This window comes from Arthrobacter silviterrae, assembly GCF_011045165.1.
GTDB classification, from domain to species: Bacteria; Actinomycetota; Actinomycetes; order Actinomycetales; family Micrococcaceae; genus Specibacter; species Specibacter silviterrae.
In genome coordinates, this window is the sequence record NZ_JAAKZI010000016.1 from 61134 (window position 1) to 76027 (window position 14894).

Annotated in this window: 12 protein-coding genes; 4 read left to right on the top strand and 8 right to left on the bottom strand. The window is 66.6% G+C overall.

Annotated features, from left to right (window positions below; all coding sequences use genetic code 11):
* The first annotated feature begins 54 nt into the window (after positions 1 to 54).
* A complete protein-coding gene (locus G6N77_RS10605) occupies positions 55 to 288 on the top strand; it encodes a helix-turn-helix domain-containing protein (RefSeq protein ID WP_165182133.1) in 234 nt (77 codons plus the stop codon).
* Here the strand turns inward: G6N77_RS10605 and G6N77_RS10610 are convergent.
* On the bottom strand, positions 285 to 845 hold the full coding sequence (locus tag G6N77_RS10610) for a hypothetical protein (RefSeq protein ID WP_165182134.1): 561 nt from the start codon (positions 843 to 845) through the stop codon (positions 285 to 287). The genes G6N77_RS10605 and G6N77_RS10610 overlap by 4 nt on opposite strands.
* A gap of 159 nt (positions 846 to 1004) precedes the next feature.
* On the opposite strand from G6N77_RS10610, the gene G6N77_RS10615 reads away from it, so the two are divergent.
* Both G6N77_RS10615 and G6N77_RS10620 read left to right on the top strand, forming a co-directional pair.
* The gene (locus G6N77_RS10615) at positions 1005 to 1820 is read left to right on the top strand and encodes a LysM peptidoglycan-binding domain-containing protein (protein WP_165182135.1); all 816 of its coding nucleotides are present in this window, start codon (positions 1005 to 1007) and stop codon (positions 1818 to 1820) included.
* 114 nt (positions 1821 to 1934) lie between these two features.
* Positions 1935 to 2546, top strand: a complete 612-nt coding sequence (locus G6N77_RS10620; RefSeq protein WP_165182136.1) for an Rv3235 family protein — start codon at positions 1935 to 1937, stop codon at positions 2544 to 2546.
* Here the strand turns inward: G6N77_RS10620 and secA are convergent.
* From secA to mtrA, 7 genes are all read right to left on the bottom strand, one after another.
* Entirely contained in the window at positions 2543 to 5329 is a 2787-nt protein-coding gene (gene secA, locus G6N77_RS10625) for a preprotein translocase subunit SecA (RefSeq protein WP_165182137.1), read from the bottom strand. The genes G6N77_RS10620 and secA overlap by 4 nt on opposite strands.
* A gap of 115 nt (positions 5330 to 5444) precedes the next feature.
* Complete coding sequence (locus tag G6N77_RS10630) at positions 5445 to 6686, bottom strand: winged helix-turn-helix domain-containing protein (protein WP_165182138.1); 1242 nt, start codon at positions 6684 to 6686, stop codon at positions 5445 to 5447.
* Between the two features lie 65 nt (positions 6687 to 6751).
* Positions 6752 to 7456: a ribosome hibernation-promoting factor, HPF/YfiA family gene (gene hpf, locus G6N77_RS10635; RefSeq protein WP_165182139.1), complete on the bottom strand. Its 705-nt coding sequence runs from the start codon at positions 7454 to 7456 to the stop codon at positions 6752 to 6754.
* Between the two features lie 126 nt (positions 7457 to 7582).
* On the bottom strand, positions 7583 to 8494 hold the full coding sequence (locus G6N77_RS10640; RefSeq protein WP_165182140.1) for a ComF family protein: 912 nt from the start codon (positions 8492 to 8494) through the stop codon (positions 7583 to 7585).
* 90 nt (positions 8495 to 8584) lie between these two features.
* Positions 8585 to 10330: an LpqB family beta-propeller domain-containing protein gene (locus G6N77_RS10645; RefSeq protein ID WP_165182141.1), complete on the bottom strand. Its 1746-nt coding sequence runs from the start codon at positions 10328 to 10330 to the stop codon at positions 8585 to 8587.
* Complete coding sequence (gene mtrB, locus G6N77_RS10650; RefSeq protein WP_205678198.1) at positions 10327 to 12255, bottom strand: MtrAB system histidine kinase MtrB; 1929 nt, start codon at positions 12253 to 12255, stop codon at positions 10327 to 10329. The genes G6N77_RS10645 and mtrB overlap by 4 nt, the downstream gene beginning before the upstream one ends.
* Positions 12256 to 12302: 47 nt before the next feature.
* Positions 12303 to 12977 (bottom strand): MtrAB system response regulator MtrA, encoded by a 675-nt coding sequence (mtrA, locus tag G6N77_RS10655; protein ID WP_165182142.1) that lies wholly within the window; start codon positions 12975 to 12977, stop codon positions 12303 to 12305.
* Between the two features lie 329 nt (positions 12978 to 13306).
* Between mtrA and G6N77_RS10660 the strand changes: the two genes are divergently transcribed.
* On the top strand, positions 13307 to 14890 hold the full coding sequence (locus G6N77_RS10660; RefSeq protein ID WP_165182143.1) for a DUF7847 domain-containing protein: 1584 nt from the start codon (positions 13307 to 13309) through the stop codon (positions 14888 to 14890).
* Positions 14891 to 14894: the final 4 nt, after the last annotated feature.

A 14894-nucleotide genomic window follows, 5' to 3' on the forward strand; every position in this document is an offset into this window, starting at 1 on the left:
AGCAAACAGTGGATAACCAGTGCAAACCGTGGCAAAAGGGAGGATACTGGAGCCATGCCTAGATTCCTGACCCTGGCCGACGTGGCCGAACAACTTCAAATCTCTGCAGCGGCGTGCTACCAGCTGGTCCACAGCGGCGAGCTCCCGGCGTTCCAGATCGGCGGGCGGGGGCAGTGGCGCGTGGACGAGGCCAAGTTTGAACAGTTCATCGAAGACCGCCATTCCGCAGCACGCGCCATGCTCGCGTCCGAAAACGCAGCGCAGCCGGCCGCAAAACAACCCCGCTAGAACTCATTGTCCGCCGCGGACATGATGGACACCATCGCCTCCACGGGAACCACCACGCGGCCCTGCTGATTGTCACGGGCCCGCACCACGCCGTCGGCCAATTGCTGAACCACCACATAATCCGCGCCCACCTGGTCCAACACGCCCCGCAACCTGCTCGGCTGAATTGACTCCAATTCCAGGACCACCACGGCACGGTTGCGGGCCAGGACACGCAGCGCTGCCGCCAGGGAGTGGTGCACCCTGCCGCGCCGGGACGCCCTCGCCGGCCCCAGGCCCGACACGCGCAGGACCTTGGCCAGCGGCACGACCACCGAGCGTCCCCCCTCCAGCAGCAGCATCCACTGGTCTTCCACCCGCTGGAGCAGGCCATGGTGGGCGACGCCGTTGCGCAGCACTGCGCCAACTTCACCCCCCAATCCACCCCGCAGGGCGTCGGCAAGCGTCAGCCGGGCAGCCTCCATCCTCGCCAGCTCGTTGACCCTCAGCTCGAGGTCCTGCTGCTCGGCCGCATGCCATTGTGCATCCAGGTCCCCAAAAAGCCCGTCCCATCGCATGCCGCCACGCTATGGGCACCGTTCCGCGCCGTCAAGCCGGACGCCGTCCACAATTTTCACCAGGGTATGGACAAACAGATTGGAAGAGGGTCAAAATGACTTAGAACACATCAAACGTTGTCAAAGACGTTCAAATACCAAGTAGCAATCGGGGGAAGCATGAAGAAGCAGCTGGGTGCCGACGCGGCCATGGTCGTGGCCATCCTTGTCTTGGGTGCATCGCTGGTCTTCGCCGGCAGCACGCTGCTGCGACACCGGCTGGCAGGCGGCGCCGGCCCGCTGCGCTTGGAAGAACTAATTGGTGCCCTGTCTGCCGGGGCCGGAATTGCCGTGGCGCTGTGGTGGCTGGTGGCCCTCCTCGGCGCACTGATATCAACGGTTGCCCATTTGTCGGGCCGGCCTCGGCTGGCAGCCGGTGCGGCGGCCTGGTCGCCGGCATTCATGCGGCGCCTGGTGGCTGCCGTTCTGGGCCTGAACCTGATGGCCGCGCCCATGGCCATGGCCGAGGGTGGCGCCACTGCACCCGTCGACCCCAGCTGGCGTGCCGGCACAGTGGCCGCCGCTCCTGCCATTCCCGGAGTGGCCGCCACGGCCGGCGAAAGTGGCGGGGACACTGGCGGCGCGGGGGTCGCGGGCGGCATGGGCGTCAATCCGGCGTGGACCCCGCACGGTCCGGCCACGGATCCCGGGCCCCTGGTCAGCCCTGCACGGCGCCCTGCCACCGGGCTTCCCGCCACCGGGCAGCGTTCCAGCAACGATCGGGACAGGCCGGTCCCGGAATCCGGGGCGGGCACAGTGGTTGTTCAGGGCGGGGACAGCCTGTGGTCCATCGTTGCCACCGCGCTGGGCCCGGATGCCAGCGATGTGGAAGTCGCCGACGCCTGGCCGCGGTGGTACCAGGCCAACAGGGCGGTCATCGGCCCCGACCCCAACATCATTCTGCCGGGCCAGGTGCTCCTGACGCCGTTCAGCTGACCGGAATTCAGGTGAACGGTCAGGGTGGACGCAACACTTCAAAATCTCGGCGGGAGCACCGCACCAAAAGTCTAAAGCAAGCGAATCACAACGCACTGTTCAAAGGGGAAATTCATGAGCACCATGGCCATTCCGGAAGAAACTGCCACCATTACACCGCTGGTCCGGCGTCCGGCGCCAACTACAGCAGGCAACTCGGGCGCTGACTCGGTGGGAACTGTCGTCAGGATGCCGCAGCGCCTCACCGCGGCCGCTGCCGCGGCCGGCACGACAGCCCGGCCAGGCACCGCCGGCCCTATCGCCACCGTCCTGGACCCGATGAAGTCGGAACGGGCGCTGGTGGCGGAGATGACGCGCAAGATCGCACTGGCAACCCTTGAAGTGCTCAGCGGCGCCCGTTCGGTCCAGCAGCTTGCCCGTTGGCTGGACACCAGGTGCTTCAGCGCCCTGACCACGCGGGCCAGGCTGCACGCCTCGGCCTGCGCCGCCCAGGACCGCCGCCTGAGCCATGACCGCGCCCCCGGCGCAACAGCGGGCGGAACTGCCGACAACGTCCGAACACTGCACCGCCAGCCGATGGTCCATTCAATCCACTGCAGCCCGGTGTGCCCGGGAATCTACGAAACGTCTGTCGTGATTGCCGACAGCACGCGGTTCCGAGCCATCGCCATGCGTTTCGAGGAGTCCCGCGGCACCTGGAAGGTCACGGCACTGCAGATCGGCTAGCGCTTCTTCTTGCTCTTCTTCTTGTTGCCGGACCGCTTGGCCGACGGCGGCAGGCCGTCGCCGCTGGAGCGCCGTTCCACATGGACCTCGGCGTCGCCCTGGGCGTCGGGGGCCGTGAACTGCAGCTGGGCAGGCTTGGCCGGGGCTTCGAGCCCGGGGGCCGTAATCCGCGGGGCGGCATGCACGGCCTCATCGCCTGCAGCCCCTGAGGCGGCTCCGGAAACGCGGTCCATGAGTCCTGCGGGTGCTTCCGCCACGACGCCTACGGCGGTTTCAGGGGCATTTTCGACCTGGACTTCCAGGTTGAACAGGAAGCCAACGCTCTCCTCGCGGATGGCGGCCATCATGGCCTGGAACATTTCAAAGCCCTCGCGCTGGTATTCCACCAACGGGTCGCGCTGGGCCATGGCCCGCAGGCCAATGCCTTCCTTGAGGTAGTCCATCTCGTAGAGGTGTTCCTGCCACTTGCGGCCCACCACGGAAAGCACCACGCGGCGTTCAAGCTCGCGCATGGTCTCCGAGCCCAGCGCCATTTCGCGTTCGCGGTAGGCCACCTGCGCGTCGGACAGCAGTTCTGTCTTGAGCATTTCACCGGTGATGCGGCCGGGGCCGCCGGCCTCCTCGGCAAGGTCGTCGACTGAAATGGACACAGGGTAGATGGTGCGCAGGTTGGACCACAGCGAGTTGAAGTCCCAGTCCCCGGGGTGGCCCTCGTTGAGGGTGGCATCAATGATTTCATTGACGGTGTCTTCCAGAAAGTACTGGACCTTTTCGTGGAGGTCGTCGCCTTCCAGGATGCGGCGGCGATCTCCGTAGATGGCCTCGCGCTGGCGGTTCAGGACGTCGTCGTACTTCAGGACGTTCTTGCGCTGCTCGGCATTGCGTCCTTCAACCTGGCCCTGGGCCGAGGCAATCGCCTTGGACACCAGCTTCGATTCCAGCGCGACGTCGTCCGGCATGGAGGAGCGTGACATGAGCCGCTCCGCGGCACCGGAGTTGAACAGGCGCATCAGGTCGTCGGTAAGCGAGAGGTAGAAGCGGGATTCGCCCGGGTCGCCCTGGCGCCCGGAACGGCCGCGCAGCTGGTTGTCGATGCGGCGGGATTCGTGGCGCTCGGTGCCCAGCACGTACAGGCCGCCGGCTTCCAGGACGGCTTCGTGCTCGTCCTTCACCGCGAGTTTGGCTGCCTCAAAGGCGTCATGCCACGCCGACTCGTACTCCTCCGGCGTTTCTTCAGGGTCCAGGCCCTGGGCTGCCAAGGCGGCCACCGCGTTGAATTCGGCGTTTCCGCCGAGCATGATGTCGGTGCCGCGTCCGGCCATGTTCGTGGCGACGGTGACCGCACCGAGGCGCCCGGCCTGGGCCACAATGGCGGCCTCACGGGCGTGGTTCTTGGCGTTGAGGACCTCGTGCTTGACGCCCTTTTCCGCCAGTTTCTTGGAGAGGTATTCGCTCTTTTCCACGCTGGTGGTTCCCACCAGGACGGGCTGGCCGGTCTCGTGGCGGTTGGCAATGTCCTCCACGACGGCGTCGAACTTCACCACCTCGTTTTTGTAGACGAGGTCGGGCTGGTCGACACGGCGCATGGGCATGTTGGTGGGGATCGGGACCACTCCGAGGGAGTACGTGCCCATGAATTCGCTGGCTTCGGTTTCGGCGGTGCCGGTCATGCCGGAGAGCTTTTCATACAGGCGGAAGTAGTTCTGCAAGGTCACGGTGGCCAGGGTCTGGTTCTCCGCCTTGATTTCCACGCCCTCCTTCGCCTCGATGGCCTGGTGCATGCCCTCGTTGTAGCGCCGGCCCGGCAGGATGCGCCCGGTGTGCTCGTCAACGATGAGGACCTCGCCGTCCATGATGACGTAGTCCTTGTCGCGCTTGAACAGCTCCTTGGCCTTGATGGCGTTGTTCAGGAACCCGATCAGTGGGGTGTTGGCGGATTCATACAGGTTGGAAATGCCCAGGTAGTCCTCGACCTTTTCAATGCCGCCTTCAAGGACGCCGACGGTGCGCTTCTTTTCGTCGACCTCGTAGTCGTCCTCGTTGTCCAGGCGCAGCACCACCTTGGCGAATTCGCCGTACCAGCGGTTGGCGTCGCCGGAGGCGGGGCCGGAAATGATCAGCGGCGTGCGGGCCTCGTCAATGAGGATGGAGTCAACCTCATCGACAATGGCAAAGTTGTGGCCGCGCTGGACCAGTTCGTCCTTGCTCCAGGCCATGTTGTCGCGCAAGTAGTCAAAGCCAAACTCGTTGTTGGTGCCGTACGTGATATCCGCGGCGTACTGGGCGCGGCGCACTTCAGGGTCCTGGTTGGAAATGATGCAGCCGCTGGTCAGGCCCAGGAACCGGAAGACTCGCCCCATCAAATCTGATTGGTACTGGGCCAGGTAGTCGTTCACCGTGACCACGTGGACGCCCTTGCCGCCCAGCGCATTCAGGTAGGCCGGGGCCGTGGCGACGAGGGTCTTGCCCTCACCAGTCTTCATTTCGGCAATGTTGCCCAGGTGCAGGGCGGCGCCGCCCATCAGCTGGACGCGGAAGTGCCGCAGGCCCAGGGTGCGCGAGGATGCCTCACGCACGGCGGCGAACGCCTCCGGCAGCAGGTTGTCGAGGGACTCGCCTTCCGTGTGCCGAAGCTTCAGCTTGTCCGTTTCCTCACGCAGCTCCGCGTCGGTGAAAGTCTGGAAGGGCTCTTCCAGGGAATCAATGGCGTCAGCGAGCACGTTAAGTCGTTTGAGCGTCTTGCGATCGCCCGTACGAAGAACCCGCTCAAGAAGTGATGGCACGAAATTGCTCCCAATCTGTGGCTGCCTAAAAGTGGCGTGACCAGTCTACGTGAGAAGATGCACACCGAACGTCCAGTTTTCCACGTCCGGCCGGGTATTGCCTGAATGCCCGCCGTCACGTTCCATCCGGCACGGCGGGCGCGCTCCTTCGCATTTCCCGGCCCAGCTCAGCCGCCAGGTCCCCCTGGGGGAGCACGACGACGCCGGACAGTCCCAGCCAGCGGGCCATGAGCTCCAACTCGGCTGCGAGCTCGATCGCAGTTTCGGCCGGGGCGCCGGCCTCGGCATACGCGCCGCGAACTTCCAGCCGCCCGGCCTGCCGGTCCGCCTTCAGGTCCACCCGGGCGGCCATGGTTTCGCCCAGCAGAAACGGCAGCACGTAGTAGCCGAACTTTCGTTTGGGGGCCGGCGTGTAGATTTCCAGGCGGTAGTGGAAACCAAAAAGTTGCTCGAGCCGTTTCCGTTCAAACACGAGGGAATCGAAGGGGCTCAGCAGCGCCCGGCCCCGGGCCCTGCGGGGGATTCGTGCTGCCGCATGCAGGTACGTGGGCGCATTCCAGCCGTCCACGGTGACGGCTTCAAGCACGCCTTCGGAGACCAGCTGCTGCACGGAGCGTGCCGCCTCCCGTGCCGGCAGGCGGAAGTAGTCGGCAAAACAGCGCAGGGTGCCGATGCCGTGGGCGCGCGCGGCCGCCTCGATGAGCCGGTCCATGGCTGCGTCCTTGCCGCCGTCCGCCGATGCGTTCCTGCGATGGGCGGGGGGAAGAACCTTGTCCACAACCGAGTACCGGCGCTCAAACTGGTCATTCCTGGAAGCGGCACCCACCACGCCTGCCTCGAAGAGGCCCTCCAGGGTTCGCTTGACGGCGCTCCAGTTCCACCCCCACTCATCGTGGTTTTTTGTCTCAACATGGCCTATGCGGTCCTTGACCTGGCGGGCTGTCAGGGGGCGGCTATGTGCCAGGAGTTCGAGGATCCGGCCCTCCAGGGAGTCCCGCAGTGCCGGGTCGAGACTGCTGGCGCCCACCCATTTCCTGTTTTGCCACAAGAGCAGGTCGTGGAAATGTCCGGGCCGGATGAAGCTTGCCTCGTGGGCCCAATATTCCATCATCTTGCGCGGCGCTGTGCCGGAAAGGGTGCCCAGGATGTTGCGGTCATAGTCGCCCAGCCGGGAGAAGAACGGCAGGAAGTGGCTACGGGAGAGGATGTTGACGGAATCGATCTGCACCAGCTGCAGTTGCTCAAAAGTCCGGCCCACCGCCCGCGCAGTGGCGGGTTGGGTGGGCCGGACTTCGGCGAGTCCCTGTGCGTTGAGTGCAATGCGCCGGGCCTGTGACAGGCTCAGGCTTGCAGCCATGCGTGGTGCTCCTTGGGATCGATTGCTGTTCAAGTGCGGTGGTGGGGGCGGGCCCCGCGACGACACTACACCCGGGCTGGCTCATCTGGTGAGCGGTAGGCCGAAATTTCCTCGGAACCTTCGCCCTGATCGGCATTGGCGTCGAGGGAAATCACCCCGTAGGTCCAGCCGCGGCGGCGGTACACCACGGACGGGATGCCGGTGGCCGAGTCAATGAAGAGGTAGAAGTCGTGCCCCACCAGTTCCATGTTGTCCACGGCGTCGTCCAGGGTAAGCGCGGTGGCCGGAAACACCTTGCGGCGGATCAACACGGGCGAATCCCCCGCGGGGATGTCATTCTCAATTTCGTAGGGGGACCTGTCCGCCACGGCAGCCGGTTCGGTCTGCGCGTAGATGGGCTCGGTGCTGCTGACCGGGGCAAGGGACCCCGTGGCGGTGTTGACGGCCACCGGGGCGTGGCGGCCGTGGTGGACCTTCTTCCTGTCCTTGGCCCGGCGCAGCCGCTCCAGCAGCTTGCCGTAGGCCAGGTCAAAAGCAGCGAACTTGTCCGAGGCAGCCGCCTCAGCGCGGATCACCGGTCCCCTGCCCAGCACGGTGAGCTCCACGGTGAGGGGGGAATCTGCAGTACGGGACTTGGTCTCCTTGGAAACCTTGACATCGACACGCTGGACCTTGTTGGCCAGCTGCTCGATCTTCGTGAGCTTTTCGCCGGCGTATTCGCGGAAACGGTCTGAAACACTCAGGTTGCGACCGCTGATCATGAACTCCATGGTGCCCTCCAAATAACTTCGGTGACACGGCGGCCGGCTAGCAATCCACGTTACGTTCCTGGCCGCCGACGGGTGGTTTCCCCTCAAAGAGGTACCCGTTCACTCACGTTAGTTCACTGAATCCGTTTATTCATCTTTTGTGCACAAACTATTTTCGGCGAGTCCTTCCCGCGGGCCTTCAACCGTGTCACCACCGGGGGCCCTGGCTGCTGCCAGCACCAGGGCGCCGACCACGCGGGCCCCGCATATTTCCAATGTTTGGGCCGCTTCGCGGACAGTGGAGCCGGTGGTCAGGACGTCGTCAACGACCACCACAAACGCGCCGGCCAGGTTCGCTGCCGGCCGAATCCCCCACGGGAGCCCAGCCCGAAGTCGCATGCTGTTGCGGACGTTGCGCCGGCGGGCGGCCCGGCCCAAGCCCTTTTGGTGGTGCCGCCGCCAGGGCGGCCGCGCCCTGGCGGCAAGGGCGGGCACGATGACGGTGCCGGCAGGGACCCGCCGCTCCCGCTGGACGGCTCGCAGCAGCATGGCCACCGGATCGTAGCCGCGCCGCCGCCAGCCGCTTCCCGTGCTCGGGACGGGCACCAGCACCAGGTCGCGGCCGGCGGCCCCGGGCAGCAGTCCGGGCAGGCTGTCCATCCCCCGCGCCAGGCGGCGTCCCAGCACGGAGGCAAGTTCGGTGCGGCCGTGGTTCTTGAACGCCAGGATCGTGGCGGCCAGGACGTCGCGGTACTCGCCCGCCGCCACCACAGGCAGCAACACCTGCCCGAAGACGCTGACCAGCGCATCCGCGGAACCCTCGGCGCGATAGGGCGTGCGCGCCTGCAGCCGCAGCAACCGTGCACAGCCGGGGCACAGGGCGGCGTCCTCGCGCCCGCAGGAAACGCATTCGGCCGGCATCACCAGGTAGAGAAAGTCGCGCCACGCACTTTCCGCCCAGAGCCAGGCCCGCACCCACCGGCGGGCGGGCAACTCCCGGTGCCGGCCGCCGTCGAACGCCGGTTCCCGGCCCTGCTCGCCCACCACCGCTACGCCCATCGTTCAAGCATGGGCCAGCCAGCCGCCGTCGTGCAGGCCAAAGGCGCGGACTGTGGAAAGGCGCAGCACGGGCTGGGCCTGTGGAGGGCGCTAACCGGCGAAGGCTGCCTGGCGCAGCGACTTGACGGACGGCTCCCACCTGTTGCCCACGTTGTTGAAGATGCCTTCCGAGGTCTGCGCGTGGACGTTGCGCACCCCGGCGCCGGCGCTGAGCCACTGGGCGCCGGCAATTGCCGGGAGCGGCACGGGGTCCAGGGCCAGGTCCAGAATCTGGATGGTGACCGGTGCCGAGACTGCAGGCGCCATGACGGCAACGCTGGAATCATCCACCCACACACCCACTGTGGGGTTGCCGGGGTCGACCAGCGTTGCGGGCTGCGTCAGCTCCTTGGGCATGTCGCCTGAGGTGAAAATGCCGGTGATCGACACGCGGGTCACCCCGTCAGCATCCGAAATGACCAACGCGCGCGTGCCGTCCCGGGACACCCGCAGGGTGGTCACGTGCCGCCCCGCCAGCCAGGGCACCGTGAGCACCACGGGCTGGGTTTCCTTGGCGCCGGGATTGGCGTTGATGGCCATGACGGTCCCGGAACCGTCACCCGCGGCCGTCCACAGCCATCCGTTCGGGGCAAAGGAGGGCGGGGTCAGGGCCGTGCCAACGGCAGCCACCGCCGGCACCTGCCCCGGAGACACCTTGTACACCTGGCCGCCACCGCCGGCGAGGAAGGCAAATTCATTCCCGGAGTAGGAAACGGCGGGGGCGGAAGGCGCCAAATTCGCAATGGACGCCAGGCCGGAAATTGCCGAAACCTTGCTGCCGTCGAACGTGACCAGCTCGTTCTTTGACAGCGCCACCTGGGTTGACGGCACCGCCGAATCCAGGATCATCGGGGCCACCACATCGGAGGAGCCGCCCATGTCCACTTCACGCTCGTCGGCCAGGAACTGCAGGTCGGTCACCGTACTGAGGGCCTTCTGCAGCGTCAGGAGCAGCTGCGCCCGCATCTGCTGGCGCTGGCGCACGCTGGTGGCCAGGAGCGGCTGCGCCGTGAGCCCCACCTTCGCAATGCCGTTGTTGACCGGCACGGAATCCCGTTCCAGGGCTATCCCGTTGGGGAAGGCACTGACCACCGCGCCCTTGAGGTACGGCGCAGGGCCGGCCAGCATGGCGCGCACAATGGCAGTGGCCGTCCTGGGTGCCCGCCCGGCCAGCCACCTGACATCCGGCACGCCACGGGTGAACGAGGGGTCGTAAAAGTACAGCGACACCGGGCTGAACAGGGCCTGGAACGTGGAGGGCGAGAGGACCACGCCGTCGGGCGCCTTGGCGATGCGCCACTCCCCGTCCACCTGGGCCAAGGACATGTCAAGGGTCTCCGTGGTGCCGGTGTCCGCCGGGGTGAGGACGCCATTGGCATCCACCGTGGACGCCACGTCAAAGGTGACCTTGTACGTGCCCTTGTCCGGGCCCGGTGCCACGGAAAACGCGTTCTTGTACACCAGCGTCCGCTTGTCCGGGGCCCACGACTGCGCCAGCCCCGCGGTCAGGTACTGCCGCGCCACCTGGTAGTCGTCGCTGATGCCGGTACCGGACTCAATGAAACCGCGGATGATGCTTTCCGGGGATGCGCCCGCCACGGGGGCAAACTGCTGGAAGCTGACGTTGATGTTGTTGCTGTGGGGCAGCACCGGATCGCTCTTTCCCACCGGGCCCCGTGTGGGAATGGCCGCGCAGCCTGCCGCCACAAAAAGTACGACGACGGCCATCACCAGGGCGGACAGCAGGACTGCGGCGCGTGCCCGTCCCGGCACCGACAATGCGTTGGACTCTCTCACGGGAGCTCCGTCCGTGCGGCAGTGCCGGCGGCCGGCGGTTCGCCGTGGAGGGCGGGGCTGATGCCGCCGAGCGCGCCGACCACGCCCATGGCGCCCGTGTTGGTCAGGATGGGCCCCGTGTTCAGGTTCAGGGACGCCGCCCCGGCGCCGCTGTCCGGAGGGAGCGGGACCGGGGAATGCGTCAGCACGCCGCCGCGCGTGCGGGGCAGGGTCAGCCTGAAGCAGGAGCCCTTGCCGGGCACACCCCAGGCCTCCAGCCAGCCGCCGTGCAGCCTGGCGTCTTCCGTGGCGATGGACAGTCCCAGCCCGCTGCCGCCGGTGGTGCGGGCGCGGGCGGGATCGGCGCGCCAGAACCGGTCAAACACGTGGCCCAGGGCATCCGGGGACATGCCAACCCCATAGTCGCGCACCGCCACGGCCACGGCGTGTTCGTCCGCCGAGACAAAAATTTTCACCGGCTTGCCCTCGCTGTGCTCCACCGCATTGAGCACCAGGTTGCGCAGGATCCTGTCGATCCGGCGGGCATCCATTTCCACGACGCACTTGTGGCTGCGCAGCCGGGTGACCACGGAAAGTTCGGAGTGGTTGGCGTCCGCCACGGGGGCTGCAACGTCTATGACGGAGTGGATGACGGAGAAAATGTCCAGCGACTCGACATCAAGGTCCGCAACGCCGGCGTCAAAGCGGGAAATTTCCAGCAGGTCGGCGAGCAGCAGTTCAAAACGCTCCACCTGGTGGAACAGCAGCTCCGAGGAGCGCTTGTTGACGGGGTCGAATCCGTCGCGGGCGTCGAACAGGACTTCGGCTGCCATGCGAACTGTGGTCAGCGGCGTTCGCAACTCGTGGGAGACGTCGGAGACAAAGCGCTGCTGCATCTCCGAGAGGGTGGCCAGGGCGTTGATCTGGTCCTGCAGGGACGTGGCCATCTTGTTGAAGGACGTGGCCAGCCGCGCCATCTCGTCCTCGCCGACCACTTGCATGCGCTCCTCGAGTTCGCCGGCCGCCAGCTTTTCCGACACGGCGGCCGCCTGGCTGACTGGCTTGACCACTGTGCGCGTTACATACCAGGCAATGGCACCGATCAAAAGCAGCAGGATGGCGCCTGCCAGCCACAACACGGACTGGATGTAGTTGAGGGTGAGCTGGGCGCTGTTGAGGTCATAGATCATGTACAGCTCGTACTTGGTCTGCAGCAGCTCCACCTGGTTGCCCACCACGACGGCGGGATGGGAACCAGATGATCCGACGGGCAGGCTGATCGACTGCCAAAACTGTCCGGTATCGTTGGCCTGCACTGCTGCACGCAGCGTATCCGGGATGATGGCGGAGGTGACGCCGCCCGAATCGGAGGAGATGACGGCCAGTTTGCTGGTCTGGCCGGGAATCTTCACCAGGAGGTACTTGCGGTTGTCGTCGGCTGCGCCCACGGCGAGCAGGCCGAGGGTGTCCTTCACATAGGACGACACCCGGGGCTGGTCACTGACACTGGCATTGGAAAAATTGTCCTGGACCTGCGTGGCGCCGCGGGCCGAATCCTGCTGTGCCTGGGCCAGGCGTTCCTTGAACAGCCCGCTGGAGATCTGCCCCGCAAGGTATCCGCCCACGCCCACCACAGCAACGGACGCGATGACCAGCGTGGTGAAGACGGTTCGGAACTGCAGCGAGGTGCGCCAGCGCCGGGCCAGCGTACGGCCCACCTTCCGGGCGGCACGCCACAGGGCCTTGCCGGCCACTGTCAGGACGTGGAGGATCTGCGCGCCCGGGGAGGCCACCACGCGGCCGTCTGGAGACCCGGCCCCCTCCAGGGCGCCGGCAACGGCGGAAACCGCAGGGCCGTCGTCGTCCGTGGCCTGTGGGGCGGGCGCGCCAGCCTGGCCGGACGGGCCGGAATTCCTGTTCACTGCGGTCCTGCCACTGGTTTCCATGGTTGTTCCTGGACTAAATTATGCCCCCGGAGGGAGCGGCGCGCAGCCTATTGGCCGGCCTTGTAACCCACGCCACGGACCGTCAGGACCACCTCGGGAGCTTCGGGGTCGCGTTCGATCTTGGACCGCAGCCGCTGGACGTGCACATTGACCAAGCGGGTGTCGGCGGCGTGGCGGTAGCCCCACACCTGCTCCAAGAGCAGTTCGCGGGTGAAGACCTGCCAGGGCTTGCGCGCCAGGGCAACCAGGAGGTCGAATTCCAGGGGGGTCAGCAGCACCCGCTCCCCCGCCCGGCGCACGGCATGGCCGGCCACGTCGATGGTGATCTCGCCGATGACCAGGGTTTCCGGAGCCTTGACGTCACCGGGGCGCAGCCGGGCGCGCACGCGCGCCACCAGCTCGGCGGGCTTGAACGGCTTGGCCACGTAGTCATCCGCGCCGGATTCCAGGCCGCGCACCACGTCCGAGGTGTCCGACTTGGCCGTCAGCATGACAATGGGCACGTCCGACTCCGCCCGGATCAACCGGCAAATTTCAATGCCGTCAATGCCGGGCAGCATGAGGTCCAGGAGCACAAGGTCCGGCTTGTTGGTGCGGAATGTCTCCAGCGCCTTGGCCCCGTCGGCACAATAGACAGCTTCAAAACCGTCATTGCGCAGCACAATGCCGATCATCTCTGCCAGGGCTTCGTCGTCGTCAACCACTAAAATGCGTGCCTTCATACCTCTATATTTGCCTATTCACGGCCGAAAGTCGCTTTTCGCCATTCCGCGGCGCGGGAGGGCGGCGGCCTGGGACCTCATGGGACCACCACGGGAGCGCTGCAGGGATGTCCGGCGTGGCGCCCGGCGTGGCGTTCGGCGCGGCGTTCGGCGCCACAACACTTCACGGCTGGCGCGGTGAATCCCATGGGAAATTCAGTTCTTCCCGATAGGGTTTGTACAAGGACGCCGCCACCGGCGCCCGGTCCGCCCCGGCCCTTAAGCGCCGGGCGGTCCGGGACCCGTTGGGCAGCGGCCCACTTGACGGGGGACACACTCAGGGGAGCACCATGACGCAGGAACCGCAGGAGCCGCAGCAACCGCCAGGGCAGCAGCCGCAGCCGCAGTGGGGGCAGTACGCGCCCCAGCAGCCGCCGGCACAGCCGCCGCAGCCGCAATGGGGCCAGTACGCGCAGCCCCAGGGCTACGGGCAGCCGGGATACCAGCAGCCAGGGTACGGGCAGTATGTGGCACCGCCGAAGCCGGGCGTCATCCCGCTGCGCCCCCTCCGCCTGGGCGAGGTCCTTGACGGGGCGTTCCAGGCAGCGCGCCGCAACGGGAAGGCCATGTTTGGCTCCGCCCTGATATTCCAAGCCATCTCCGCCGCGCTGTCCCTGCTGATCATTGCCTTTGGCTTTGGCCAATTGGGCCTGCGCCTGATGGACGGCAGCTTCTTCACCGGCTCGTCCTCGGGCGGGCCAACCCCTGAGCAACTCGATTCGCTCCTCACCACCGGAATCGGAACAATTGCGGGGCTGATTGCGGTTTCCTTCGTGACAGCGCTGGCCCAGATGGTGCTTGAGGGGGCACTGGTGATTCCCGTGATGCGGGCAGTGCTCAACCGCAAGACCGGATTTGGCCAGATGTGGCGGCTGGCCCGTCCGCGCGTCGGATCGCTGCTCCTGCTTGCCCTGATGTACGCCGTGGTGGCCACCGTCGCCGTCGGAATCTACATCGGCCTGCTCGTGGCCCTTGTGCTCGGGGTGGTCAACATGAACAGCGAAACAGGCCCCCTTCAGGCGCTGGGGCTGGGCGTCCTGCTGAGCCTGCCGTTTGTGGCCGCTGCCGTGTGGGTCAGCGTCAAGGTGATCCTGGCTCCGGCCGCCATCGTCAGCGAGAACCTGCCGGCCTTTGCCGCGGTAAGGCGTTCCTGGCGGCTGACGTCCCACAACTGGTGGCGCACCTTCGGCATCACGGCGCTGGCCGCCATCATTGCCTCCTTCATTGGCGGCGTTGTCACCGCGCCAGTCGGCATCATCCTCGGCATGCTCACTCCCGTCATGGCGCCCAACCCCACTCCCGACCAGCTGCTCACCACCACCCTGATTGTCCAGGGCATCTCCGCGTTCGTCGGCGCCCTGGTGGGGGCCATCACCATGGCCTTCCAAAGCGGCGTGATGGCCCTGATCTATGTGGACCTGCGGATGCGCCGGGACGGCTTTGGGCTGGCGCTGCTCAAGGAGTCGGAATCAGGCACGGACGACGGCGGGATCCCCGGCCGCGATTGGACGGTCCCGGCAGGCGCCGTGCAAGGGGCCCCGACCGGTGTGCCTTACGCGGGGACAGGGTACGGTGCGCCCGGCGGCCCGTCCGCCCCAGGCGGCCAGTGGCCCCAACAGTGGCCCGGACAGGAAGTACCCGGCCCTCAGGCGCCCGCGCAGCAGTGGCCCGGACAGCAGTGGCCCGGACAGCAGGCGCCAGACCCTCAGGCACCCGGCCCCCAGGCACCCGCCCAGCCGGAGCAACCCACGGTGTGGCCCAGCGATTACCCGGCCGGGATGTATCCGCCAGCCCAATATCCCCCGGCCCAGTATCCACAGCCGCCATACCAACCGAACCAGCCGCCGAACCAGCCTCCGTACCAGGGCTTGTAGGCGC